Here is a 23,827-nt window from a genome sequence, read left to right on the forward strand (position 1 = left end):
TGGTTTCGATGCCCCCTCCGACGGTTTCCTCATTCCCGCTTACGCGTCATCCTGTAGACAAAGAACGTGATGAACGAGCTCAGGAAGACCCAGACAATCTGGTACCAATAGAAAAACGGGAATCCCCACAACTCCGGTCCATCGGACGCATACCAGGACGGGAACAGCGTGCCGATGAAGGGAAGCAGGAGTAACCAATACCACACTTGGCGATGGCGGCCGGACGGTGCATTCATGCCTGACACCCCCTTCCACGGACAACTGACACCACCGGACTCTGAACGACAGTACGCCCACCCCAACCGGTACAATTATCTGACTAGATGAATCAATTTGTCAAATCGGATTGAAGGGAAGAGCGGGCTGGCGTCGCGCCGCTCCGGCGCGACACGCACGCAGGCGCACCTGAGGCGGTGCAGGAGATGCGTCAAAGGCCGCGCCGGAGTTCCGCCAGAGGGTACAAAGTGCCTCGCCACAAGAGGCCGCCGCGGCGCAGCGCCTGCCAGGCGGATCGGACAAACGTGTACATGAACAGGCACAGCGTGACCGGCAACACGAGGAACTGATGCAGCGGGAAACGCAAAAACCGGTTGAGCATGAAGTATAAGAGAAACATGATGACGAGCGCCCCCGCCCCGACGAGGCGCCACCAACCAGGCGCCAGCAGCGCGCACGCAAAGGGGCCGTCGTACAGCAGCAGGAGCGGGATCAGACTGGCCACCAGCTTACCCACCGAGTAATGGAAAGCTGCCAACGGACTCTTCTCCAGGCCCTTGACCATTTCCCTAAGACTCGGATACCACTCAATCTGCATGAACTGGTCAGCGAGCGCAAACTGCTGGCGGCCGTTCGCCCGCTTGACCATGCGCCCAAGCTGGATATCGTCATCGGGTCTGAGCGCGAGCGCCCGGTGGCCGCCCATGCGCTGATAGACCGATTTGCGCACCAGGTTGAACGCCCCGATGCCGGCGTAGGCCCGCGACCTGGGGCGGTAGGCCATGTGCGGACGCTTGAACAGGACCAGATTGTAGGCGAACAGCGCGGTCAGCGCGCGCAACCAGTAACCGCGGGCGACAACGCGCGGGGCCACGGTCAGGTGGTCGAGCGCTTGACGGCCGACGTATTCCATCGTCCGCGCCAGGGCGTCCGGCGCGAAGCACACGTCCGCGTCCGCAAACAGCAACCATGGCCCGACCGCTGCCTCGGCTCCCTTTTGCAGGGCGTAATTCTTGCCCAGCCAGCCATCCGGCAGGTGCGAGATGTGCAGCACACGAAAGCGCGGGTGGGATTGCGCGAACGTGTCCGCGAGGGCCCCCGTGGCGTCCTCCGAACGGTCGTCCACCACAATCACCTCGAATTCCGAATACGTCTGCTCCGCCCAGGCCGCAAGCGTCATCGGCAGGCGTTCCTGCTCGTTGCGCGCCGGGATGATGACACTCACCTGAACCCGCTCGCTTGCACCCGCGCCGAGCGGTGGGCGCGCTCCCGCCGGGTCCGGTGGGAACGCTTCGTCCGCCGCGCCTGCGGCTGCCCGCCCTGTCCCCGCCTTCGGCAGCCACGGCACGTGCAGCAAGTCGAACACGTTGAACAGGGCGATGCCTACCCACGCTGCACAGACAACAAGCGACAGCCCAGGCCACCACCAATTCACGCGATTCCCCTCCGCCGTCTCCAAAGTTGCTGTTTCAAAGTCTCTGTTTCATTGAAAGCCGAGCACCGGGTGCGGCACATAAGGTTCCTCGAGGCGGGCGATTTCCTCCTCGGTCAGGTGCAGGTCCAGCGCTGCCACCGCGTCCTCCAGGTGGTGCATCTTGGTGGCCCCGACAATCGGCGCGGTCACCTGCTTCTTCTGCAACACCCAGGCCAACGCCACCTGCGCCCGCGACACGCCGCGCGCCTCGGCCACCTCCTTGACCCGGGCGACAATCCGCTTATCCACCTCCTCCATGGCCGTATACAAAGTCTGCCCAAACCGATCCGTCTCCGAGCGGCGCGTGGTCTCCTCCCAGTCCCGCGTCAGCCGCCCGCGAGCCAAGGGGCTCCAGGGAATGACCGCGATGCCTTCCGCCTCGCACAACGGCAGCATCTCGCGCTCTTCTTCGCGATAGAGCAGGTTGAGGTAGTTCTGCATCGAGACGAAGCGCGTCCAGCCGTGCTGGTCGGCGACCGCAAGAGCTTTCATGAACTGCCACGCGTACATGGAAGAGGCGCCGATGTAACGGGCCTTGCCCGCCTTGACCACGTCGTGCAGGGCCTCCATCGTTTCCTCAATGGGAGTGGTGTAGTCCCAACGGTGGATCTGATACAAGTCCACATAATCGGTGCCGAGCCGACGCAGGCTGTTGTCAATCTCCGCCATGATGGCCTTGCGTGACAACCCGGCGCCATTGGGGCCCTTGTGCATCCGCCCGTGCACTTTCGTCGCCAGCACCACTTCGTCGCGCCGGGCGAAGTCCTTCAGGGCGCGGCCGACAATCTCCTCGCTGGTGCCGTCCGAATACACGTTGGCCGTGTCGAAAAAGTTGATGCCCAACTCCAGCGCCCGCTTAATAAACGGGCGCGCCTCCTGCTCGTCAAGCACCCAGGGGTGATTGCCCCGCTCGGGGACTCCGTAGCTCATGCAGCCGAGGCAGATCCGTGACACCTCGAGGCCAGTGCGGCCAAGCTTCACATATTCCATGTGCACACCCTCTTTCGTTCAGGATATCTTAAATGGTAGCACAAATGATGGTACAACCACCCACGGCCTTGGACAGTTCTGTCCACCCTGCAATTTGCAATTGTGGTACGCTTAACGCAGAATCGTCGGCAGAGGTGTTGCAGTTGCAGATGGAGTTGACCCCGGAGCAGTACCGTCAGTTGGTCACACTGATGTTTCTTGGTGAATGGATGGTCAATGGCCTGCCGCCCGAGCGGCGTCCCGAGGGTCTGCAGGAGACGGCGGACCACGTGTACGCCCTTGCGGAGCAGTTTGGCTGCAGCGACTGGATAGAGTATTGCGAGGATTGCGGCGCCTATCACGCCAATCAGGCGATGGAAGACGCCTTGCTGCCCATCATTGACGAATACGACGAAGAGACGTTTTGGGATGTGCTCGCCCATCACTTGGCGTACCGCGACGTGATGCTGGGCGCGGACGCGGACGCGGAGCTCACGCCGGCCTTGGAGATGCGCTTGTGGCGGCGCAAGGAGCAGTACCAGCAGGAGTTTGACAAGCACGGACTGGACCACGTGCGAATGGTCTTTCCCGGCGGCAAAAACGGCCGACAAGGAAAAAACGGCAAGTGAAGTGAAAACTGTGCGCCCAAGACCCGCGGCCTCGCGCAGGCGGCGCCATCCGCGCGGCCGCGACAGACCTGCATGGAAGGCAATTGACATCCGGGGCGTCTCGGTATATTGTGATTGGAAAATATACTTTCTGAATGTATATTATTTTTTCTATCTCGCTGAGGGAGGCTGCCCGTGTGAAGTTTCCCAATCGTGTCCGTGAGGTCCGGCTGCAACGCGGCCTGTCCCGCGAACACCTGGCCCAGGCGGCCGGCATCACGCGCCAGAGTGTCGGCTTGATTGAGGCCGGGAAGGTCAGCCCGAACACAGTCACCGCTCTGCGCTTGGCGAGCGCGCTGGGCGAGACAGTCGAGACCTTGTTCGCAGATCCGGAGACGTCCGTCAGCGCCTACTGGCCTTCCGCCGCCTCGCCTGCCCCAGGGACGACGGCGCCACAGCGAGCCTACCTGGCCGCTATCGACGGGCGCTGGGTGGCCCGGCCGGCCATGGCCGACGCGGCCCCACCCGCCGCCCCGGTGCACGCGGTGGCCCAGACGATTGACGCTCGGCAGCACCAGGCGCGCCTCACGCTGCTGGCGCCCTTGGCTGAAGCGCGAAAGACCGTCTTCATCTCCGGGTGCGACCCGGCCCTCGGACTGCTCAGCGAATACACGCGTGTCGTCGCCAGGGGGCACCGCGGGGTCTGGTTCAACGCCAGCAACCGCCAGGCGGTGGCGGAACTGGCAGCCGGCTCGACGCACGTAGCCGCCGTACACGTTCCGGACGAACAAGCCCTCTGGCAGAGCGTTCGAGATGTACTGCCCACATCCCCCGTCACCGGGCAGCCGGCGGAGTGGGTGTTGGAGCTTAAGCCGATTCGCCTGGCAAGGGCAGAGTTGGGTTGGGTGATGCGGCCGGATATCCGCTCGGAATTTGCGGGTCCGGAAAGCCTCACGCAGCAGCGGTGGCGCCTCGTCAACCGCGCGACCGGATCTGGAGCGCGGGCAGTCTTGGACGCAGAGTTGGCCAGGGCCAAGGTGGCGCCGCAACAGGTGAATGGATACCAGACGACGGTGCACAGCCACCTGTCGGTGGCAGCGACGGTCAAAGACAATCTGGCCGATGTGGGCGTGGCGCACGCGGCTGCCGCCCGCTTGTTCGGCCTCGCCTTCGTGCCGATTCAGGAAGATGTGTGCTTTTTGCTCATCCATCCTCGGCACATCCAGACGGACGCGGTCCAGGCGCTGCTGGAGGCGCTGCAGTCGGACAAGTTTCGCAACGAGCTTTCCGCCTTTGGCCCGTACGATGTCACGGGGCTGGGCACAGGTCTCACGACGGAGGAGGAGAAAAGATGAAGCCGATTCGCTTGTGGAGCGCCGGCGTCGGCCTGGCGCTCGCGCTGAGCCTCGCCGGGTGCGGCACAACCAGCTCGAACAACTCGAACGGATCTACAGGCACACAATCCGGTGCTAAAGCGTCAGGAAATCAAACCGCCACCCACACAGCCACCGAGGCCAATCAGAAGCTGTCCGTGTTGTATGCCGGATCGATGACCGACCTGATGGAACACACCATCGGACCGGACGTCAAGAACCGGCTGCATCTGGACCTGCAGGGTGAAGGCAAGGGCTCCGCGGCCTTGGCGCAGATGATAAAGTCCGGCATCTCCACTCCGGACGTGTTCATCAGCGCCTCTCCATCGGTCAACGACAGCCTGCTCATGGGCAGCAAGAACCACAACCTGGTTCGGTGGTACCTGGAGTTTGCGCGCGACCAACTGGTCATCGCGTACTCGCCAAAAAGCCGCTTCGCGGACCAACTGAAGCAGGCGGCGGCCGGCAAGACCCCATGGTGGAAGGTGCTTGAGGAACCCGGGTTCCGCTTCGGCCGGACAGATCCAAAGCTGGACCCGAAGGGGGTCTACACGCTGATGCTGTTCCAGTTGGCCGGCCGCTACTACCATCAGCCGGATTTGTTCAAGAAGGTCCTGGGCGGGGACGAGAACCCCAAGCAAGTGTTTCCCGAGGAGTCACTCCTGGCTCAGTTGACCAGCGGCCAGATTGACGCTATCGTCGCCTACCGGCACGAGGCGGTTGAATGGAAGGTTCCCTACATCTCCCTCCCGGACGCCATCAACCTGGGCGATCCGGCCGAGGCGAAGACCTACGCTAAGGCGGTGTACAAGCCCTCTGGAGGCCCAGCGCAGCACGGCAGCCCGATTGTGTTCACCGCCGCCATTCCGTCGGTCGCCAAAAACCCCGACGCGGGGGCTAAGTTTATCCGCTACCTGACCGCCGGCCACGGGAAGACACTGCTCCAGAAAGACGGGTTTGTGGTGATGCAGCCCAAGCTTGTCGGCAGCCGCCAGGCCGTGCCTGCGGCCCTGCAAGGAATCGCGGGAGGGGCGCAGCACGGCGGATGAGATCTGGACGTCTGCTCCCCAGCCTCCTGACGGCGGCCGCGCTGTTGCCGTTCCTCTATATCGTGGCTCCGCTGGTACATATGTTCAGCACACTCTCACCGCGCGCAGCCGTGGCGCAGCTGGCCAGCCCGGAGCTGGGCAGCGCCGCGGCCGCTTCGGCGGCGGGCGCCCTGATGACGACCGCGGCCGCGGTTGTGTTCGGCCTGCCGGCGGCATACCTGTTGTCGCTGCGGCCGTTCTTCGGCCGGCGCCTGCTCGAGGCCCTGCTCCTCCTGCCGCTGCTCCTGCCGCCAGTGGTCGGCGGCATCGGGCAGCTTTTCCTGTATGGTCCGATGACGCCGATTGGCGCCTGGTTTGGTGCGCACCACATGCCACTCACCAACTCCATTCTTGGGGTCTTCTTGGCCCAGTCGTACATTACCAGCCCGTATCTGGTACTGACCGCCAAGGCCGGGTTCGAAGACGTCCCTCGGGAACTGGCCGAAGTCACCCGAACCCTGGGCGGCAACCTGTGGAGCGTGTTTTGGCACATCAGCCTTCCACTGGCGCGCCCGGCCATCCTATCCGGGATGCTGCTGACGTTCGCGCGTTCCATCGGCGAATTTGGCGCGACCATGATTGTGGCCTACCACCCGTACACCCTGCCGGTCGAGGTATGGGTGCAGTTTACCGCGGGCGGCGTGGCGGCTGTGGTGCCCATAGCGGAGCTGGTGACCGCGTTCGCGCTGGTGGTGGGGCTTTTGGTTTCGGCCTGGCGCGGGCGCCTTTGATCCGCCCGCCGACGATGTCAATCTAGCCTCAATGGAGCACGCGCACAAAGGTGGTCAGGCCTCCCATGTCGCCCACCGCATCGTCCGGATTCATCATGTGATCAAGAATGTGGCAATGCAGCATCCAGGTCCCCGGATGATTGGCGACGAACTCGATGTCGGCCGTCTCCTCCGGTGCCAGGTTGACCACGTTCATCGGCCTCGGTTTGGGCAGCGGGCGCCCGTCCTCGGCCACCAGCCAGAACGTGTACCCGTGTAGGTGCATCGCGTGGTAGCAATCCGGACTGTTGTTGACAAACCGCAGCCGCACCCGCTCGCCGCGGCGCACGGTGAGCTCCGGCGCCAGCGGGTACGGTTTGCCATCAAGCAGGAAGACGTTGTCCATCGTCGCCTGGTCGACCGTGAACGAGCCAATCTCAAACAGGGCATCCACCCTGTCCTGTGGCTGCCCGCCCGCCTGATCCACCTGCAGCACCCCATGCAGACCGCGGTCAATCTGCGTCTCCATGTCGGTGCCGCTGCAGTACAGGTGCGTCCCGACCATGTCTTTCGTCACCGTGAACTGGTATGTGAAGGACGATCCCGGTGTCACAGCCCACTGGCTGGTCCCACCCATGCGCTCCACACCGGCGGGCACGGACAGCCCGGGGAAACGCAGCGTGGTCGGCACCGGCAGGTGGTTACGCAGCACAATCTTCACCTTCTCGCCTACCTGGACCCGTATCAAGGGACCGGGCACCTGTCCGTTGTACCCCCAAGCCTTCACGTTCTTCTTGAGGTACAGGTGCCAGGTGACCGGCTCTGCCGTCAGCGTGAAACGCACGGCCCCGTCCGCCAGCCGCTGTCCGCGCATGGGACGCTCTTCCATCAGGTCGCGGGCAACCGCCTGCTGCTTGCGAATGGCCGCCTGCGACAAGGCGTCTTGTCCCGCGTCCGCTACACCGGGCAGGGTAAATTCAGGCTGGCCCTGCCCGCCTGGGGATGCCGCGGCCTGAGTTGCCCCAGCAGCTGGCTGGCTCGCGGCGGCAGGCGTGGACGCTGTGCCGCCGGAGGCAAACGGGTTGGGTGCACACCCCATCACCCCCACCGTCAGGGCCGCGGCCACACCCCACATGGCCGCCGCCGAGCGGACGGTTCTGACCCACGCCTGAATTGTCCTCATTCCACGCGCACCTTCATCTCCGCCCCGCCCAACCCCTGGGCATCGGGGTTCTCCAGGTTGGCCGCCAGGGTGTCGCGCAGCAGCCAGGTGCCTTGGCGGTTCGCCGTGAACTCCACATCCGCGGTCTCGCTGGGGGCGAGCGAGACCACGGCCATCGACTGCGGATCTGGCTGAGGTTGCCCGTCCTCGGAAACCAGCGTCAAGTCGTAGCCGTCCAGGGTGATGGCGTGGTACGATTCGGCGCTGGCGTTGACCAGCCGCAGGCGCACCCGCTGCCCCTTGCGCAGGTGGAGCGTGGGCGCCAGCGGATACGCCTGGCCGTTGACCGTGAACAGGTTTTCGTCATCCATGCCGTCCACCTTGAACGCACCAAACATCACCAGCGCGTCCACGTCGGCTTTCGGTTGGGTGTCGGCCGCGCCGCGGCCGTCCACCACTATCGGCCCGTACATGCCCATGTCCACCTGCAAGTCGTCATCGACGTGGCTGTGATACCAGTGCGTGCCCACCATCTGCGACGTGATGGTGAACGTGTACGTGAAGGACGCGCCTGGCCGAATCGCCGGCGTCGGCATCCCCGGGACGCCATCCATGGCGTTCGGTACAGCCATGCCGTGCCAGTGCAGCGTGGTGTCCTCGGGCAGGTGGTTCCGCACCACAATCTGCACCCGGTCGCCCACCTGGACGCGGATGAGCGGCCCCGGCACCTGGCCGTTCAACGCCCAAGCCTGCACCGTCCGGCCGGGCGTGGCAGGCCACCGCACGGGCGCTGCGGTGAGGACAAAGCGCTTCGTGCCGTCCGGCAGGACCTGGGGCTTGAGCGCCTGTTCGTGCAGGGTCCCATCCGCCAGGGCACCCGCCTGTCCCTGCCCGACCGCCGGTGCCCCGTCCGGCGTGGCGTCGGCCGCCACGTCTGTGGCAGCGTCCGTCGGCTTGGCCGCAGGCCACGCCGCGGTCGTGGCTGGTGTCTGCGTGGCAGCATGCGCCGGCAACAACCACCCCCCCAGCACGGTGGCGGCCGCACCTACGGCCGCCGCCGCGAGCCCGAGCCGCCACCCTGACCAAAAGCGCTGGGGCGGTTGCTCATCCCCCCGCATGACAAGCGGTGTGTCCGAGGCGCCGCGTGTTTTCAGCCTCTTGCCGTTCATTGGTCAACCCCCCGGCGCGGGCTTCAGCGCGTGCCGCCCGACGTGGCGGACGCAGCGTTGGAGAACGGACCGGCCGGCTGCCGGACCCCCGCATCGTGGTAGAGTGACTTGAGATAGGCCGCAATCTGCTTCCTTGCCTCTCCCGCGCTCTCCGGCTCGCCGGTGGCTGGGTTGAGGTACAGCGGTTTGGCCTGCGGTTTCTGGAAGTTGAACATGTTGTCAATGGACCCCGCCAGCGCGTCCATCGACTGGTCGCCGATGCGGCCCAAGCGCCAGTTGTCCTCGATGAAGCGAAGAACGGACGCCTGGTCGGTGACGCTGTGGTCGACAAAGTTCACCTTGGCGTAGGGCGAGATGACCAGAAGCGGCAGACGCGGGCCGTAACCCGCCCGGTCCAGGTAGGCGCTGGGCTTTGGGGTGCCCGCCTTGCCCGGACCGTCGAGAGCATCGGCGTCCGGATCGTCAGAAGGATTGACCAGCGGACCCATCACATGGTCATACCAGCCGTCCGAGTCGTCGTAACTGATGATGATGGCCGTATCCTTCCAGGTTGGTAGCTGCTCCAGGTGGTTGATGATGTTGGCAAGGAAGGTTTGTTCGTCCAACGGATCGGAATAGCCGGCGTGGCCGTCCTGATACGCCGGCGCCTTGAGAAAACTGACGGCCGGCAGGTGGCCGCTGTCCGCCGCAGACCAAAAATCGGTCAGGTCGTACTGGTGATTAGCTTGGTCGGTGTAGCCAATCTTGGCGATGGACGAAGGCGGCAGGTGGTTGGGATTGGCAGTGGACTTGTAGTACTGGAACGGCTCGTGGTGCGGGATGTAGTCGGTTGACGCGCTGCCCGCCACGTTGTCGTGCTGCTCCTTGCTGTTGCGGAAGCCGCCCTCAAACCAGCCCCAGGTAATGTGCTTCTCGTTCAGCAGATCGCCGATGTTCTTGCCGCTCATGGCCACCGTCTGCCCGCTCGAGGTCTTGTCGTAATACGGATCGATATCGCTGTAGAGAGTGCCGTTGTTCAGCTTGCCGGCCACCACGTTGCCCGGAACCGGCTTGCCGCCGCTGCTGACACTGGCGGTATACGCGGTGGCTCCGTGTGTCTGTCCGGAGACGAGGTTGAGCGCCCCCGGGGTGGACGGGCCGAAGGTGGTCCCGAAGGAATTGTCGCTCATCGCGTAATGCTGCGCCAGGTTCCACAGGGCGGTGACGGTGTTGCCGTCGTAGTAGTCCATGACGATGTCGTTGCCGTGTCCCGTGCCTTGCACGAAGTTGTCCATGAGGCCACCGTCGAACGCCTTTTGCTCGCTGGTGTAACCGTGGTCCATGTCGGCGGTGACAGCCTGCGAGCGGTCGAGCCGCTGGGGGTTGACGCCATTGGGATTGTGGGTCAAAAGCGGCGTGTTCAGCCCGTTGACGCTGGACGTGTCCTTGGCCGGCGTGAACTTGGGCTCGCCGGGCGGGTTCTTCGCGTTGGGATAGGTGCCGAAGTAGTGATCGAACGACACGTTCTCCTGAAAGATCACCACGACGTGCTTGATTGGCGTCGTCGTAGCAGGGGCCGCTGAGTGACCGTGCACCGCCTTGCCAGATCCGCCTGTCCCAGGCATGACGACCTGAGCGTACGCCCAGCCACCGGCGCCCAGTGCCCCACCAAGGGCCGCGAGACCGGCCAGTACCGCCCACGGCCGCTGCAAGCGTGGCTGCATCATGCATCGCCTCCATCGGATTCTCCCAGGTATCGCTTTTGTGCAATTCGCAGTGTACCGGTGGAATGTTGGTGGTTTATGAACGCTGTTTGAAGATGCCGTAAATGCGGACGAGGCGCCCGTTCTCCCGCTGCCTGTCCCATATTTGAACGATCGTTCCAAAATTCACGGCGCCGGCAAACGGTCGCCCAGGAGCTGTTGACGATGCAGAGAATGCTAGCCGTCCTGTTGTCGATGTGATTGGCGCGACCTTCGTGTCGCCTTTGTTTCCGCTGTACGAGGAGCGTTATGGACTGAACGGCCTTGGGGTGACGGCGTTGTTCGTCGTCTACGCTGTGTTTTTACTGCCAACGCTGATGATTGTGGGAAGCAAAGGCAGCGCCTGGGGGTTAAAGCGGGTGCTAAGAGTTAGCGTCGGCCTTTCGCTGCCGTCCACGCTTTTGTTTTTGTTCAGCAGCGAGGCATGGATGCTGTATTCCGCTAGTGACATCAGGGCCCCGTTCCTCTCGTTTGTCGCGCTGTCGGCGTTCGCCAACTTTACGCTGAACGGGATCGTCTTGTCCCTGGTCCCCTCCTATGTGAAGAATGTCATCCATACCTCCAACCTGTCGATTTCCGGCTTGCTAATCTTGCTGCTGCTCGGCGGTGCGGCCTTCGTACAGCTGATTCCCCGCCCGGCCCATCCTGTGGCGAAACTTTGCACCGGGGTCAGTCTGCTGTCGGTGGGGGCGTGGACAACGGTGACATCCGGCGAGGTGTCGAATATGGGGTTGCTCTGGATGGGGATGTTGTTCCAAACCTTCGGAAGCAGGCGGACGTTCCAGGCAGGCCTGCAGTTGGCGGGTGGGCTGGCCGGACCGCGGGAGCGCCCCCGAGTCATCTCCATGTTTTACTTCGCGGCTTACGCGGGGTTTGTTGTGCCGAGCGTGTGTGTCGGCATTCTTACCACCTTTTTGAGTCTGAACGCCTCACTCATGATCCTGAACGCGGCGGTTACCCTGCTGGTGCTGTACATCGTCGGGTACGCCCCCCGGTTCTGTTGCTTCTATGCACGGCAGCAGGTGGCGCGGACGGCGCGCGCCAGTCTCCGTCCCGAATGAGAAGGACGCATGAGCCGTTGCCGCTCCCAGCGGATGCGCCGGGAGCGCGCATCCGCTCAAGGGGACACATCCTTCACCCGGCCAACCGACGCGGAAACAAAATAGAGGCGAGCGTGAGCATCAGCGCCCCCGCACCGACGAGCACGGCCCAGTCCAACCACAGGTGGAAGCTGGTGCCGAGCAGCAGCCCGCGCAGGCCGTCGACCAGGTAGCTCATCGGATTGATGGTGGCCACCACCCGCAGCCAAGCCGGCATGATGTGAATCGGGTAGAGGGCGTTCGAGGAAAAGAACAACGGCATCGTGATGACCTGGCCGATGCCCATCATCCGCTCGCGCGTGCGCAGCAGCGCCGCCAACACCATCGACATCCCGGCAAAAAAGGCGGATCCCAAAACGAGTGTGACGAGCACACCGATGAGGTCCCAGCCCATGCGCAGGTGCACACCGACGATGAGCGCCAACAGCACGACAATGACACCCTGCCCGACCGCGCGCACGGAAGCGCCCAGCATCTTGCCGAGAACAAGGGCGGACCGGCGCATCGGCGACGAGAGAAACTTCTGCAGGAGCCCCATGTCCCGCTCCCAGATGATGGCGATCCCATAAAAGATGGAGATGAACGTGATGGACTGCGACAGAATGCCCGGGGTCAGAAACGCCATATAGCTGACGCCCCCCGTCGGTATCGCGCGCAGGCGCCCGAAGGCCTGGCCAAAGACGAGCAGCCATAGGGCCGGCTGCACCGCCCGCATCAACAGCTCGGACGGATCCTGGCGGAGTTTGCGCACCTCCAGCTCCACCACGGTCATCGCGTGCACAACGTACAGCCAAACCGCGCGCAGGCCCGAATCAGCCCAGCCGGCGCGCGGTGCGACGGCTTCTTGAGACATCGCGCATGCCTCCTCCCTGGGGCTCAAACGCACCCGCGAAGTGGACAAAGATATCATCCAAGGTGGCATCCGGCTGGCCCATCTGGGCGCGCAGTTCCGCCACGGACCCCAGAGCGGCCACCTGGCCGCGGCTCATGATGGCAATACGCCCGCACAGTTGCTCCGCTTCCTCCATGTAGTGCGTGGTGAGGAGGATGGTCATGCCGTGCTCCCGGCGCAGTTGCTCAATGTGGTCCCAGACGCCCTTGCGTGCCACCGGATCGAGCCCGACCGTGGGCTCATCGAGGAACAGGACACGCGGACGGTGGAGAATGGCCTGCCCGATTTCCAGCCTGCGAATCATGCCGCCCGAGTACGTGCGCACGCGCCGCTGGGCCGCGTCCTCAAGGCCAAGCATGGCCAAGGTCTGTGGGATGCGCTGACGCCGTTCCCGGCGTGTCAAGCCGAACAGTTTGGAGAAAATGAGCAGGTTTTCGTAGCCGGTGAGCGATCCATCGACCGACAACGCCTGCGGCACATACCCGATGGAAGCGCGCACCCGCGTCGGCTCCGTGGCCAGGTCCCAGCCGGCGATCCGCACGCGACCGGCGTCCGGCTTGAGCAGCGTGGTCAACATTTTAATGGTGGTGGATTTCCCCGCGCCGTTGGGGCCCAGCAGGCCAAAGCACTCCCCCGCGGCGACGGAGAAGCTGACATCGTTCACAGCCCGCACCTCGCCGAACCGCTTGCACAGGTGCTCCACTTCAATCGCCAGACCTGCGGTCTGCGTCATCCGGTATCCCCTCCCTTGCCTTTCGATTGTCTCCTGATGGCTCCCCCCGCATCTGCCCAAGCGCTCCAGCATCTCGGACCGACTGGGCCAACCTCTCCATCAGCTCGACCAACTGCGCCTGTTCGGCGGCTGTCAGGTCGGCGAACGGCTGGGAAAGGCGGGTGAGCCATATCGATTCGACCTCGCGGATAACCTGCTGACCCAACTCCGTCAGGTGAACCCGTTTCACCCGCGAATCCTCGGGCGCAGCCTCCCGCTGCAGATAGCCCACCTTTCCGAGCCGGTCCAGCATCTGCGACATGGTGCTGGGACGCACGTCCAGCCGCTCCGCCAATTCGCCCACCGTGCACCCTGGATGCCGATGCGCGTGCCGCAGAATCATCCACTGGACGCGGGTGATGTTGAACCCGCCCTGGGCGAGCGAGCCTTTGCGCAACGCGCGGTTGACGACCTGAAACGCTTCAAACAGCCGCTCCAAACGCGCACCGTCCGGTGTTCCCATGGAGCGCCTCCTTTCCCGTACGGGAGCTGTGTCCCGCAGGCGGTTTCATCCTCTGCTCTTATTATATTATATAGCGACACTAAATAAATGGGACACTGCCTTCTTCTGAGTCGATTCCCTCACTCCGATGGAATAAAAGTCAAACACAGCTGCTCCAGGATCTGCTCGGGGGAGAGGCCGCGCACCTCTCTTTGAAACAGGTAAGAATCACTGGTCAAAGCCGTCATCAACATGTCAGCTCGGAAGGCGCTGTCGGCCGGCGTCTGATCGGCGGCGCTCATCTCTTCGAACAGACCGACGAGGATAGGATGCAAATCGTTATAAAAGGCGCTCCGCGCTCGGTTCCTGGGCCGGTGGCTTGACCCGGGGTCCTCGACCCCTTTCAACAACTGTGCTTTTGTCTCGCGGAAACGGATGAACAAGTTGAGAATCCCCTTCAAGCGTTGGCCGGGCGGATCAGCCCCGTGCTCATTCAAGAAGGCCTCGATGTCCTCGAACAGCAGAAAAATGTTGTCCTTAATGAGGTCCAGGCACAATTCGCTCTTGTTTCGATAGCGGCGGTAAAGCGTCCCGGGACCAATCTGGGCCTCTGTAGCAATTTGATTCATGCTGACTTGTTCCACCCCGTATCGCTCAAACAGCCGGAGCGCCGCGTTCAATATGCGCTGGCGGTTCTCGGCCGCATCGCGACGTTCAGAACGGGTGCGGGTTGTCTCCGCCTCATGCACCGCATCATCACTTCCCGAAATCCGATTGCCAACCGTCCTTGACAAGCGGAGAAGTCTCCGGTTAATATCAAGAGGAGAATTCTCCACTTAATGGTAACACAGAAACGAGGAGTGTGCCAATATGATGCCGAATCGCAACGCTGCCCTGCTGGTCATGGATGTGCAAAACGGAATTGTATCGCGTTTTGCCGAGAACAAAGAAGTCCTGCTGCCGTTTCAACGAGCCGTGGAAGCCGCGCGGCGACACGACATTCCGGTAATCTTTGTGCGCGTCGCGTTTCGCAAGGGCTATCCCGAGGTCAGCCCCCGCAACAAGTCGTTCTCCGCAATTTCCGGGCGCCCGGGAATGACTCACTCAGACGCGGCGACCCAAATTCACGAATCTGTACAACCGCGGCCGGACGAACCGGTGGTGACGAAGATTCGGGTCAGCGCGTTCGCTGGCAGCGACCTTGAAGTCTTGCTCCGGTCCCGCCAGATCGACACATTGATTCTCAGCGGTATCGCCACCAGCGGCGTCGTCCTGTCGACCTTGCGAGAGGCGGCGGACAAAGACTTCGCGCTCACGGTGCTGGCGGACGCTTGTCTGGACGCCGATCCAGAAGTGCACCGCGTTCTCATGGAAAAGGTGTTCCCCCGGCAAGCGGATGTGCTGACCGTGGATGACTGGATCAAAACATTGGATTGAATATCGAGCCCTTTCAACCGGCGCGGCGACAACGACGGACCATCAACCAGCGTGGTCCGTCAGGCTGTCGTTTTACCCAACCCTGTAAGCAGAAGGCAGGTCTTCATCCATGCCGATTTGGAAAAGGAATCTATTCGTCTGCTGGTTCGGGATGTTCGTCACGAGTATTGGGATGAGCCAGATTGCCCCAGTGCTGCCACTGTACATAAGGCACCTGGGGGTTCACAATACGGCTCTCATCGACCAATTTTCGGGGATTGCCTTCGGCATCACTTACATCGTTTCAGCTGTGTTCTCACCAATCTGGGGCAAGGCCGCCGATAAATATGGGCGAAAACCGATGCTGCTGCGGGCCAGCCTGGGTATGGCCGTTGTCATCTTCAGCATGGGTTTTGCCCAGAATGTCTATGAACTCATAGGGCTTCGATTGCTGCAGGGAGTCATCACCGGCTACGGCACAGCCTGCACCACGTTGATTGCGACTCAAACAGACAATGAACACGCCGGATGGGCCCTCGGCACGCTTTCCACAGCCAATATCGCCGGGTCTCTGCTTGGGCCCACAATCGGCGGCTTCATTGAAGACAATCTCGGCATACCGGACGTGTTTTTCATAACCGGCGCACTGCTCTTGATTGCGTTTATCACGACCGTCTTGTTCGTCAAGGAGTCGTTTACCCGTCCAGGCAAAAAGACGCTCAGCACCAAGGAGATATGGGGCATTCTCCCGGAAAAAAGCCTGACACTGATCATGCTGGCGACCTTTTTTGTGATCAACCTGTCGTTATATTCGGTTCAGCCCATCATCACCGTTTATGTCGGCGAGTTGTCCCACAATGCCAGTCATGTGGCGCTGTTGGCCGGGATCACATTCTCCGTGACGGGACTGGCCAATATCATCGCCGCTCCCATATTGGGAAAAATCTCTGACCGATTGGGAGCCCAAAGAGTCATATGGGTGGCGCTGGCCGTGGCCGGGATCGTGTTTATTCCGCACGCCTTCGTGCAAGACACCTGGCAGTTAATGGTTCTTCGCTTTGTGTTTGGATTGGCAGCGGCAGGGCTGAGTCCCTCCGTCAACACCCTCCTGAAGAAAATCACACCGGGATCGGTCACAGGCAGGGTGTTTGGCTTCAGCATGTCGGCCGGGTACTTGGGCGTATTCGGAGGCTCCGTCCTGGGCGGGCAAATCGCAGCCTATATGGGGATCCCGTACGTGTTTCTCATCACAAGCGCACTGCTGCTGATGGATGCGGTCTGGGTCTATTTCCAGGTGTACAAAAAGATGGCCGTCTCTTCTGTGCAACCCACGGTTTAGAGGCGGCTGACATCAGGTGTCGAATCCATTTGGAAACCCATCCCTGGACTGGACGGGAATCAAGTGTCGTAGTAGGCTTATGCCAAACCACGGTGCGAAGGGGTGAGCGAGTTGGACACGTCGGTATTCTCGTTGCTCCCGCTGCTGCCGATTCTCGTGGGACTGGCGAGCCTGTTGTGGAGCTGCGGCCGCTCGCCCGCCCCGCGGATGGCGTATTCCCGACCGGTCTGGGTGGTGCCCGCCGCCCTTCCTGACAAAAGGACGGAAGTGTCGCCCATCCTTCGCATCCTGCGCACGATTCGCCGGAAATTGGCAGGCCCTGGTGACGACGAAGAGGGGCCCCTCCATGCATGCGCCGTCAGCGCGTCACAAAAAACGCATACCTGGACACGGACCTGTTCACGCATGCATGGAGGAGGCCACAAGAAATGTATGGATCGATTGAATCGTTTTTGCATGATTTGCTGCTCAACATGGCGATGTACACGCACGATTGGGGCCTGGCCATCATCCTGCTGACGGTGGCCGTCCGGCTGCTGCTGATGCCGCTGTCAATGCGGATGCTGAGGGACATGGACAAACAGATGGCAGTGGCCCCGCGTCTGCGGGAACTAGCCGCCAGATGGAACGGATCGAAGGAAGGACTGTTGGCCGCGCAACAGGATTTGCTCAAGCGGCATGGGGTGCGGCGCAGTTCGTCCGTGCTGTTGCCGCTGCTGCAGGCGCCGGTGCTGTACATGGTTTACCAGCTGTTTCGCACCTTGAACCACCCGGTGACGAGCATCCTGGTGCCCTGGGTGCCGTTGACCGCCGTAGATCCGTGGCATGTTGCCCCCCTCGTCGCGGCGGCGCTGCTGTTCCTCGCCGGCTTGGTCAGCCACCGCCCGGCCCGCTTGGGCGCCAAGGTCCCAGGCGCCATCATCAGCGGTCTGCTGAGCCTTGTGATCTTATGGCATGCGCCCGTGGCGGCGGCTCTCTACTACGCCATCTCCGGGTTGTGGGGAGCCGGTGAGCGATGGACGTATGGCCGCCTGGTGCCGAAGGCAGCAGCGGCGTGACGAGGATGACTCGATAAGCGGCGCGTAGTTGACGCCGGCTCCGGGGGATGAAAGCCTGTGGGAGGGACGGGAAGAAGGCTGGTGCCAAGCGGCGATTGGGAGCCCGATTGGTTGGATGTGATAAGCCCGCTGTCGATTGAGGTGCAGCGGGTGCAGCCCATAGCGCGCACAGCCCAGGCGATGGTGGTCCGCCTGCTGCCGAGGGACGGACTGCCGCTCATCGTGAAAGCGTCGCACAACCATCCGGCGATTCGCCGCGAAGCCGCGCTGTACGAGACGTACGTCCGTCACCTGCCTGTGTGCGCACCGCAGGTTGCCGGGAGCGGCCAAAGCCGTCAGTGGGCGTGGATTGCCTACCGGGACGACCAACTGGTGCCCATCACCACGCGCCGCCACGGGATCCTCATGGCGGTGGCGGCGGCGGCCCGGCTGCATCAAGCGGACCCTCCGGCGGGCGGAGCCGTCCGGGTGCCCCTGAGCACGCACACTCCTGATTTGGCCGAGGTGCTGCGCCAAACCCTCGTGGTCGATCCGTCCGTGTTCGCCACCGCCATGGGTGCATGCGGTTGGCCGGCGGCGGCACGGCGGCAGGTGTCCCAGCTCTACCGCCGGATAGAGTCCTGGGGACAGGCACTGATGCGCAGGCCGCGGGTGCTCTGCCATGGCGACCTGCACCTGGGCAACCTGATGTGGTCGCGGGCGCATCGGCAACCGGCCGTGATCGACTGGGAATACTTACACCCGGACTACGACTACTTCGACCTCTTTCAGCTCCTGGACGCCACCAGTCCGACGACCCCGTTGTGGCGTCCTCTCGGCCGCAGGCGGGTGCTGCTGGCGTATGCGCGAGCGCGCTCTGACCTGCGGGAACGAACGGCGGCTTGGCTCCGCGGATATCTCCAGTTTGCGGCCATCCACCTGCTGTGGATTGCTACGCGCATCCAGGCGGACCGAGAGGCCGGCCGCCACCCCGGGGGCGAACTGAACAGGCAGGAGAGGGAGACTTACGCGGGTCTGCTCTCCATCGCACGCGAATTGCGACGCCTGTAGAAAAACAGCCATCGACAAAGCCTGTCGGTGGCTGTCTTGTTGCCCAGGCGTTGTCCAGACGCGAGGCAAGGGGCGTGCCTGCCTGCGCCCGGGGACTGGATGGGTATCCGTCTTCAGCGAAACACCTTGACCCTGTCGGTCAGCGGTTGGAACTGCTTTTCACCGGCCGGGGCGGTCGGCTTGCCAAACGGCATCTGGGCAATCAACTTCCAGGCTGACGGCAGGTTCCACTCCGCCTTCACCCGTTCGTCAATCAGAGGGTTGTAGTGTTGCAAGCTGGCTCCCAGACCGGCGGCCTCAATCGCCATCCAAACCACCAGCTGATGCATGGCGTTGGTATGCTCGGCCCAAACCGGGAAGTTCTCTTGATAGAGCGGGAACTGCTTCTGCAGGCCTTCAACGACCGCCATGTCTTCAAAGAACAACACGGTGCCATGACCCTGATGAAAACTGTCCATCTTCTGCTGCGTCGAAGTGAACTGGTCCGCAGGCACGACCGCCTTCAGCACATCGGTCGTGATCTCCCACAGCCGATCATGCTGCTTGCCCAACAACAGCACGACGCGCGTGCTCTGCGAGTTAAAGGCGGACGGGGTGTGTCTGACCGTTTCTTCGATGATATTCTGAATCTCTTCGTCCGAAATCGGCGATTCCGCGCTGATGCCGTAGATAGACCGGCGGTCACGCAGCGCAGCCATCAGGTCCTTAGTCACCGTCGTGGTTGCCATATTTCTCCACTCCTGTTCTCTATTTAGCTCACTTTTTAACTTACAGCAGATATATGGTACACAACTAACTATAAGTAAGTCAAGCGTATCCTCAGACAGAAGTGTTGGACGCCGTGGGCTGATGGGTGTCGCGTTCGCGGACGCCCTGTGATTTCGTGACCATAAGTTCCCACCGGATGGACAAATACCGCCACAAATTGGCCACGGCGATGCCCACCAACAGTGTGCACAGGGCCAGCCAGGCGCCCGCCTGTCCCCAATCCAGCACACGGGTGACGACAATCGTCATGGGAATGAACAACAACCAATTCAGGATGAGCGACATCCGGAAGAGGAATGTCGTATCCCCCACCCCGCGCAGGCCACCGGACAGGACGATGCCGCCGCCATCAAACAGCTGGATGAACGAAGCGATATGGATGAGCGAGACGGCCAACAACGCCACTCGGGCGTCGGAAGTGTAGATGTGGGTCGCCGGCAGGGCGAACAGCCACAGGCAGATGGAAAACAGCGCCATGAACATGAGCCCTAGCAGCAACGTGTGCAGGCCCACCGTCTTCGCCGCCTGTGGCTGGCCGCGGCCAATCTCTTGGCCAACGGCGACGGTCGCCGCCATGCCAAAGCCGTTGGCGGGCATGAAACCTAGCGACAGGATATTGAGCGCGATTTCATTGGCGGCAATCGCGTCGGTACCCAGACGTGTGATACAGGCGGTGAACACCAACATCCCCAGGCTCATGGACAGCTCCATGACACTGAGCTTGACGGTTTCCACAAGAATCAGCCGCACCTGACTGCGGGCCATGGCCAACCACGTCCGGGTGTGAAACTGGGCGTGGTAGCGGCCGTAGTAGACCGCGACACTGGCCGCAAAGCCAAGGAACTCTGTGACCACCATGCTCCACCCGGCGCCGACCAGGCCGAGGTCCGGAAGGCCAAAGTGGCCGTAGGTAAGGCCGTACGTCAGCACCACCAAAAGCACATTGGTGGCCAGCGAGATGTACATCGGTGTCTTGGTGTCCCCGACACCGCGCATGTAGGCGTAGAACACGTTCGTCAACAGCGTGAAGGAAAAGGCGATAAAACGCGCCTGCAAGTACGGCGCCCCAAGCGCCGCCAAAGGATGACTGACCCCCATCGCCACCAGCACGGCGTAAGGGGTGAAAAAACTGGCGAGAAACACGCCCACGGACAGGCACGCCGAAATGCAGAGGGCTATCTGGGTTCGCTCGTTCCCCTCCCGCATCGTCTGCTCGCCGTAATTCTGCGACACCAGGTAATTGACGGACTCGTTCAGCCCCGCGAACAGCGCCCAGGTGTTATACATCAACACATTGCTCACGCCGACGATGGCGATGGCGCTCGGTCCCAATCGGCCCACCAGGATGAGCGTGATCATCCCGGTCAAGGTCATCGAAGAAAACGTGGCGATGGACGGCAGCGCGAGCTTGAGAATGTTTTTCCACAGGTGTACGACGGCCACGCAACTCCCCACCCCGCTGTACAGTGCGTACCCATCTTATCATGGAACTGGGGATGGCGATATAGTTTGGGAGCATACAGCAGCCCACCGGCGGTGCCGGTGGGCTGTAAGCGCGTCTGCCGTCGACGCCCGAGGATGAGCCCGTAGCTCGCTCACACGCTGGCCGCCCTATCCGGGGTGTACGCCAGCTCGTGGCTTCGCCCGCCGGCCAGGTTGAGCGATGCGGCGTACGCCTCGGTGAACAGGTAGGACAAGGTCGACTCGGCGCCGCGATTGGGATTGGCTCCCGACGGAGAAAGCCCGTCGCAGCAGCTGCCGTCGGACGGATCGGCCATCGGCAGGTTGAGGTCGTTGTCGCCGTGGAACCAATTGAGCGACCGCCGCAAGACCTCCCGCCAACGCGCCTCGCCGGTCGCCAGGTAGGCCTCGCGCGCCGCCAGAGCCAGTTTCATCACGTCGATTGGTTGCTGGTCCCAGTCCGCCCGCCACTCGCGGGTGCACCAGCCGCGGTTGCCGATGGGCCGGATGCGCCCGTCTTCGCCGCTCATCTGCTGGACAAGAAAGTCGAGGCTCGCTTCCGCGATGCGGCGGGTCGTTTCCCGCCCGCCGACCCGCCAGGCCACCCACATCGCCCACGGCAGGAGGCCATTGGAATAGTTGAGCTCGGGCTCGAACCAACGCCAACCGTCATCCGCCTGGTCCTCGTACGCGTTGGTCAGCCGCCGCTCCCACTCTTGGACGTGCGATGTCAACTGTTCCCTTGTCAACCCCAAGGCCTCCAGCCGCAGGGGATGGTTGTCTGGTCTGGCATCCGCCAGGAGGTCAAAACGGACGCCTTCGGCTCGCCGTGTCGGCGTCAGGCCGGTGTGAGCCAGCAGCAGGCAGCCCGCAGCCAGCGCCCACGCCAGCCCGCGCATGCGCCGGAGCTCCGAGGCAGCCAGCAGCGCCCGGCGCAGGATTTCCGCTGCCACCTCTCTGCGCGCCTCGTCGGACAAATGCACACACACCACCGCCGACGCCCAGAGTGAACGGCCCAGACAATCCTCAGACCGTTCCTCGGGTTCTGGGGTGCGGTCGAAGCGGATGTTGTTCTGGAACCAACCGTCTTCCTTCTGCGCCCAGAGCAGAAAAGCCAGGTACCGGTCCAACAGGCGGTACAAAAGGCTTCGCTCAGCCTGGCAGTCCTCGGGCAGCTGGGCGAGCCACTCCACGCACAGCCAGATGGCGCGCGCGTTGTCGTCCGCTGAATATCCCTCGCGCCGGCGCGGAATACGCCCCAGGCAATGCTCCAGCAGCCCCGTGTCGTCAGTCAGGCGCTCCAGGTGGTCAAATCGAATCGCTGACGGAGACAATCGGTTTCACCTTCCCTTTCACTGGCGGTGCCAGCACCGCATCACCAGCTTTCTCACCGCACACTTTGGCCAACAGTTTGAGGTACTGGCCGGCCACCTGCGGCCAGTGGGTCGCCTGGCCGATTTGGCGGATCCGCTCTTCCAAGCGACGCAGCGCGGTGTCATCGCCGAGCAGGCGCCTGAGCGCCGCCTCCCAAGCGGGTACGTCGCCGTACGGGAGCAGCAGCTCCTCGCAGCCGGCGAGGAGGTCGCGAGCGTGCTCATACGGTGTCGAGAGCACCGGCCTCCCAAGCCCCACCGCGTAGGCCAGGGTGCCACTGGTGATCTGCTGCAGCCCCGGATAAGGAGTGAGGTACAAATCAGAAGCCGTCAGATAGTCGACCAGGTCTTCTTCGCTGATGTACCGGTTGACCATGCGCACATGCCCGTCCAGCCCCAGCTCGTGCACCATACCCAGCAGCTCTTCGCGGTACGCCTCCCCTTCGTGCCTGCGCACTTCCGGGTGCGTCTGGCCGGCAATCACGTACAGCGCGCTTGGCACCGACCTCACCACGCCCGGGAGCGCCCGCAGCACCGACTCAATGCCTTTGCCGCGGCTGAGCAGACCAAACGTGAACATCACCTTGCGTCCTGCTACCCCGAGCCGCCGCCGTATTTTCGCCCGCTCCTCGCGCCTGGGCTTGGGCGATCCGTGCGGAATATAGGCAATTTTTTCCTCCGCGATGCGGTACGCATTCGTCAGATACGGGATGGCCCGTCGGTTCATGACAACGATGGCGTCGGAACGGTCGGCCAGCTCCTGCTGGATAGACCGATAAGGAGGCTGGGGGTCCGGGAAAATGGTGTGAAACGTGGTGACCAGCGGTTTGCGCAGCGCGCGGACAAAATCCAGCACATACGCCCCCGCCTCGCCGCCGAAGATGCCGAACTCGTGCTGCAAGATCACGGCCGACACGTCGCTTTTGTTCAGCTTCTCGGCCATCTTGGCATAGGCCGCCCTGTCGGCCGCGGGAAGCGGCCAAAAGTTGGACTGGTTTCGGTACGCGGCGCCGTCGTCGTTGACCATGACGACTACCACATCACCGTCGCGGCGCCGGCTGGCGGTCACAATACTGTGCCGCAGGTGTTCGGTGAATGTGGCGATGCCGCAGCGGCGGGGCGGATAGGTGCTGACGTAGGCAATCTTCATGCCTGCACCGCCTCTCCGCCCCGGCCGACGGCGGCCTGCGCGAGCGGTTGTGCGGCTGACACCCTCAGGCCGTGATAGGCCGTCCGGGCGCCTCGTCTGATACCCTGGTTCGTTCGTTGACGCAGGTGTGAATGCAGCCCGGACCGGTGAGACACCGGTTTGGCCAGACTGTCTCTGTGTGTGTGCAGGCGGGTGCGATGCCCGCCAGCAAGCAGCAGCGCCTTCATTTTTCCCATCCCTCCATTTGGTTTCGAGATCAGTGTTTCCACAGATACGAATTCCGAAATAGACGAATGAAAAAATGAGAAGCGACGAATGGGAGAAAAATCAGCCGCGTCCCGCGACCGGGGGAAAAAATCGATGCCGCCGATTCGACCACGCAACCTTGAGTCAGCGCGACGGTGCGCATAGCTTCGACACCTCAATCAGGCGGCTGCGACACGGCCACTTAGCACTCAATCAAGATGTCTGCTAATAAGTATACATAACCTCGCA

At 62.7% G+C, this 23,827-nt stretch carries 25 protein-coding genes; 9 read left to right on the top strand and 16 right to left on the bottom strand.

The window, feature by feature from the left end; translation table 11 throughout:
• Window positions 1-29: 29 nt before the first annotated feature.
• The 3 genes from AK2_RS05655 to AK2_RS05665 form a co-directional block, all read right to left on the bottom strand.
• Window positions 30-236, bottom strand: a complete 207-nt coding sequence (locus tag AK2_RS05655; protein WP_067932296.1) for a DUF3311 domain-containing protein — start codon at window positions 234-236, stop codon at window positions 30-32.
• Window positions 237-427: 191 nt separating this feature from the next.
• Complete coding sequence (locus tag AK2_RS05660) at window positions 428-1,651, bottom strand: glycosyltransferase family 2 protein (RefSeq protein WP_067932298.1); 1,224 nt, start codon at window positions 1,649-1,651, stop codon at window positions 428-430.
• A 48-nt stretch (window positions 1,652-1,699) separates the two neighbouring features.
• Window positions 1,700-2,680, bottom strand: coding sequence for an aldo/keto reductase (locus tag AK2_RS05665; RefSeq protein ID WP_067932300.1), 981 nt, complete (start codon window positions 2,678-2,680; stop codon window positions 1,700-1,702).
• A 143-nt stretch (window positions 2,681-2,823) separates the two neighbouring features.
• Between AK2_RS05665 and AK2_RS05670 the strand changes: the two genes are divergently transcribed.
• From AK2_RS05670 to AK2_RS05685, 4 genes are all read left to right on the top strand, one after another.
• A complete protein-coding gene (locus tag AK2_RS05670) occupies window positions 2,824-3,288 on the top strand; it encodes a hypothetical protein (RefSeq protein WP_067932302.1) in 465 nt (154 codons plus the stop codon).
• Between the two features lie 176 nt (window positions 3,289-3,464).
• Window positions 3,465-4,622 (top strand): XRE family transcriptional regulator, encoded by a 1,158-nt coding sequence (locus AK2_RS05675; RefSeq protein ID WP_067932304.1) that lies wholly within the window; start codon window positions 3,465-3,467, stop codon window positions 4,620-4,622.
• Entirely contained in the window at window positions 4,619-5,689 is a 1,071-nt protein-coding gene (locus AK2_RS05680; RefSeq protein WP_083520890.1) for an extracellular solute-binding protein, read from the top strand. The genes AK2_RS05675 and AK2_RS05680 overlap by 4 nt, the downstream gene beginning before the upstream one ends.
• Entirely contained in the window at window positions 5,686-6,459 is a 774-nt protein-coding gene (locus AK2_RS05685) for an ABC transporter permease (protein WP_067932306.1), read from the top strand. Before AK2_RS05680 ends, AK2_RS05685 begins: the two co-directional genes overlap by 4 nt.
• Before the next feature lie 28 nt (window positions 6,460-6,487).
• On the opposite strand, the gene AK2_RS05690 is transcribed toward AK2_RS05685, so the two are convergent.
• The 3 genes from AK2_RS05690 to AK2_RS05700 are packed head-to-tail and all read right to left on the bottom strand — an operon-like array spanning window position 6,488 to window position 10,472.
• The gene (locus AK2_RS05690; RefSeq protein ID WP_067932308.1) at window positions 6,488-7,621 is read right to left on the bottom strand and encodes a multicopper oxidase family protein; all 1,134 of its coding nucleotides are present in this window, start codon (window positions 7,619-7,621) and stop codon (window positions 6,488-6,490) included.
• On the bottom strand, window positions 7,618-8,769 hold the full coding sequence (locus AK2_RS05695) for a multicopper oxidase family protein (RefSeq protein WP_067932310.1): 1,152 nt from the start codon (window positions 8,767-8,769) through the stop codon (window positions 7,618-7,620). Before AK2_RS05695 ends, AK2_RS05690 begins: the two co-directional genes overlap by 4 nt.
• Before the next feature lie 23 nt (window positions 8,770-8,792).
• Window positions 8,793-10,472, bottom strand: coding sequence for a phospholipase C (locus AK2_RS05700; RefSeq protein ID WP_083520907.1), 1,680 nt, complete (start codon window positions 10,470-10,472; stop codon window positions 8,793-8,795).
• A gap of 254 nt (window positions 10,473-10,726) precedes the next feature.
• On the opposite strand from AK2_RS05700, the gene AK2_RS05705 reads away from it, so the two are divergent.
• The gene (locus AK2_RS05705; protein ID WP_174521144.1) at window positions 10,727-11,572 is read left to right on the top strand and encodes a hypothetical protein; all 846 of its coding nucleotides are present in this window, start codon (window positions 10,727-10,729) and stop codon (window positions 11,570-11,572) included.
• 73 nt (window positions 11,573-11,645) lie between these two features.
• Here AK2_RS05705 and AK2_RS05710 read toward each other — a convergent pair whose 3' ends face one another.
• The 4 genes from AK2_RS05710 to AK2_RS05725 all read right to left on the bottom strand — a co-directional run bounded on the left by AK2_RS05710 (window position 11,646) and on the right by AK2_RS05725 (window position 14,511).
• Window positions 11,646-12,464: an ABC transporter permease gene (locus tag AK2_RS05710; protein WP_067932316.1), complete on the bottom strand. Its 819-nt coding sequence runs from the start codon at window positions 12,462-12,464 to the stop codon at window positions 11,646-11,648.
• Window positions 12,424-13,236 carry an ATP-binding cassette domain-containing protein gene (locus AK2_RS05715; RefSeq protein WP_067932319.1) on the bottom strand — a complete coding sequence of 271 codons (813 nt, stop codon included), beginning with the start codon at window positions 13,234-13,236 and terminating at the stop codon, window positions 12,424-12,426. The genes AK2_RS05710 and AK2_RS05715 overlap by 41 nt, the downstream gene beginning before the upstream one ends.
• On the bottom strand, window positions 13,208-13,738 hold the full coding sequence (locus AK2_RS05720) for a MarR family winged helix-turn-helix transcriptional regulator (RefSeq protein WP_067932320.1): 531 nt from the start codon (window positions 13,736-13,738) through the stop codon (window positions 13,208-13,210). Before AK2_RS05720 ends, AK2_RS05715 begins: the two co-directional genes overlap by 29 nt.
• 119 nt (window positions 13,739-13,857) lie before the next feature.
• Window positions 13,858-14,511 carry a TetR/AcrR family transcriptional regulator gene (locus AK2_RS05725; RefSeq protein ID WP_245632789.1) on the bottom strand — a complete coding sequence of 218 codons (654 nt, stop codon included), beginning with the start codon at window positions 14,509-14,511 and terminating at the stop codon, window positions 13,858-13,860.
• Between the two features lie 76 nt (window positions 14,512-14,587).
• Here AK2_RS05725 and AK2_RS05730 point away from each other — a divergent pair, with 76 nt between their 5' ends.
• Both AK2_RS05730 and AK2_RS05735 read left to right on the top strand, forming a co-directional pair.
• Window positions 14,588-15,154 (top strand): cysteine hydrolase family protein, encoded by a 567-nt coding sequence (locus AK2_RS05730; protein ID WP_067932322.1) that lies wholly within the window; start codon window positions 14,588-14,590, stop codon window positions 15,152-15,154.
• 151 nt (window positions 15,155-15,305) lie between these two features.
• Window positions 15,306-16,472 carry a multidrug efflux MFS transporter gene (locus AK2_RS05735; RefSeq protein ID WP_369406120.1) on the top strand — a complete coding sequence of 389 codons (1,167 nt, stop codon included), beginning with the start codon at window positions 15,306-15,308 and terminating at the stop codon, window positions 16,470-16,472.
• Window positions 16,473-16,549: 77 nt separating this feature from the next.
• Here AK2_RS05735 and AK2_RS05740 read toward each other — a convergent pair whose 3' ends face one another.
• Window positions 16,550-16,750 (bottom strand): hypothetical protein, encoded by a 201-nt coding sequence (locus AK2_RS05740; protein WP_067932326.1) that lies wholly within the window; start codon window positions 16,748-16,750, stop codon window positions 16,550-16,552.
• 150 nt (window positions 16,751-16,900) lie between these two features.
• Between AK2_RS05740 and yidC the strand changes: the two genes are divergently transcribed.
• Together yidC and AK2_RS05750 are read left to right on the top strand one after the other, a co-directional pair.
• Complete coding sequence (yidC, locus tag AK2_RS05745; protein ID WP_067932327.1) at window positions 16,901-17,530, top strand: membrane protein insertase YidC; 630 nt, start codon at window positions 16,901-16,903, stop codon at window positions 17,528-17,530.
• 57 nt (window positions 17,531-17,587) lie between these two features.
• Window positions 17,588-18,580, top strand: a complete 993-nt coding sequence (locus AK2_RS05750; RefSeq protein WP_217994671.1) for an aminoglycoside phosphotransferase family protein — start codon at window positions 17,588-17,590, stop codon at window positions 18,578-18,580.
• A gap of 113 nt (window positions 18,581-18,693) precedes the next feature.
• On the opposite strand, the gene AK2_RS05755 is transcribed toward AK2_RS05750, so the two are convergent.
• The 5 genes from AK2_RS05755 to AK2_RS05775 all read right to left on the bottom strand — a co-directional run bounded on the left by AK2_RS05755 (window position 18,694) and on the right by AK2_RS05775 (window position 23,559).
• The gene (locus AK2_RS05755; RefSeq protein WP_067932331.1) at window positions 18,694-19,308 is read right to left on the bottom strand and encodes a nitroreductase family protein; all 615 of its coding nucleotides are present in this window, start codon (window positions 19,306-19,308) and stop codon (window positions 18,694-18,696) included.
• Between the two features lie 91 nt (window positions 19,309-19,399).
• Entirely contained in the window at window positions 19,400-20,791 is a 1,392-nt protein-coding gene (locus tag AK2_RS05760; protein ID WP_245632790.1) for an MATE family efflux transporter, read from the bottom strand.
• A 152-nt stretch (window positions 20,792-20,943) separates the two neighbouring features.
• The gene (locus tag AK2_RS05765) at window positions 20,944-22,143 is read right to left on the bottom strand and encodes a glycosyl transferase (RefSeq protein ID WP_067932333.1); all 1,200 of its coding nucleotides are present in this window, start codon (window positions 22,141-22,143) and stop codon (window positions 20,944-20,946) included.
• Window positions 22,118-23,332: a glycosyltransferase family 4 protein gene (locus tag AK2_RS05770; RefSeq protein ID WP_067932335.1), complete on the bottom strand. Its 1,215-nt coding sequence runs from the start codon at window positions 23,330-23,332 to the stop codon at window positions 22,118-22,120. The genes AK2_RS05765 and AK2_RS05770 overlap by 26 nt, the downstream gene beginning before the upstream one ends.
• Window positions 23,329-23,559, bottom strand: coding sequence for a glycosyltransferase family protein (locus AK2_RS05775; protein WP_067932336.1), 231 nt, complete (start codon window positions 23,557-23,559; stop codon window positions 23,329-23,331). Before AK2_RS05775 ends, AK2_RS05770 begins: the two co-directional genes overlap by 4 nt.
• Window positions 23,560-23,827 lie beyond the last annotated feature (268 nt).

It is taken from the genome of Alicyclobacillus kakegawensis NBRC 103104 (genome assembly GCF_001552655.1).
In the GTDB taxonomy this organism is placed as follows: Bacteria; Bacillota; Bacilli; order Alicyclobacillales; family Alicyclobacillaceae; genus Alicyclobacillus_G; species Alicyclobacillus_G kakegawensis.

Bases quoted from the DNA above. Each gene is read 5' to 3' on its own strand.
- AK2_RS05690 (WP_067932308.1), bottom strand. From the start codon at position 7,621: ATGAGGACAATTCAGGCGTGGGTCAGAACCGTCCGCTCGGCGGCGGCC.
- AK2_RS05700 (WP_083520907.1), bottom strand. From the start codon at position 10,472: ATGCAGCCACGCTTGCAGCGGCCGTGGGCGGTACTGGCCGGTCTCGCG.
- AK2_RS05710 (WP_067932316.1), bottom strand. From the start codon at position 12,464: ATGTCTCAAGAAGCCGTCGCACCGCGCGCCGGCTGGGCTGATTCGGGC.
- AK2_RS05715 (WP_067932319.1), bottom strand. From the start codon at position 13,236: ATGACGCAGACCGCAGGTCTGGCGATTGAAGTGGAGCACCTGTGCAAG.
- AK2_RS05665 (WP_067932300.1), bottom strand. From the start codon at position 2,680: ATGGAATATGTGAAGCTTGGCCGCACTGGCCTCGAGGTGTCACGGATC.
- AK2_RS05685 (WP_067932306.1), top strand. From the start codon at position 5,686: ATGAGATCTGGACGTCTGCTCCCCAGCCTCCTGACGGCGGCCGCGCTG.
- AK2_RS05755 (WP_067932331.1), bottom strand. From the start codon at position 19,308: ATGGCAACCACGACGGTGACTAAGGACCTGATGGCTGCGCTGCGTGAC.
- yidC (WP_067932327.1), top strand. From the start codon at position 16,901: ATGTATGGATCGATTGAATCGTTTTTGCATGATTTGCTGCTCAACATG.
- AK2_RS05770 (WP_067932335.1), bottom strand. From the start codon at position 23,332: ATGAAGATTGCCTACGTCAGCACCTATCCGCCCCGCCGCTGCGGCATC.
- AK2_RS05735 (WP_369406120.1), top strand. From the start codon at position 15,306: ATGTTCGTCACGAGTATTGGGATGAGCCAGATTGCCCCAGTGCTGCCA.
- AK2_RS05740 (WP_067932326.1), bottom strand. From the start codon at position 16,750: ATGGGCGACACTTCCGTCCTTTTGTCAGGAAGGGCGGCGGGCACCACC.
- AK2_RS05695 (WP_067932310.1), bottom strand. From the start codon at position 8,769: ATGAACGGCAAGAGGCTGAAAACACGCGGCGCCTCGGACACACCGCTT.
- AK2_RS05655 (WP_067932296.1), bottom strand. From the start codon at position 236: ATGAATGCACCGTCCGGCCGCCATCGCCAAGTGTGGTATTGGTTACTC.
- AK2_RS05720 (WP_067932320.1), bottom strand. From the start codon at position 13,738: ATGGGAACACCGGACGGTGCGCGTTTGGAGCGGCTGTTTGAAGCGTTT.
- AK2_RS05730 (WP_067932322.1), top strand. From the start codon at position 14,588: ATGATGCCGAATCGCAACGCTGCCCTGCTGGTCATGGATGTGCAAAAC.
- AK2_RS05680 (WP_083520890.1), top strand. From the start codon at position 4,619: ATGAAGCCGATTCGCTTGTGGAGCGCCGGCGTCGGCCTGGCGCTCGCG.
- AK2_RS05775 (WP_067932336.1), bottom strand. From the start codon at position 23,559: ATGAAGGCGCTGCTGCTTGCTGGCGGGCATCGCACCCGCCTGCACACA.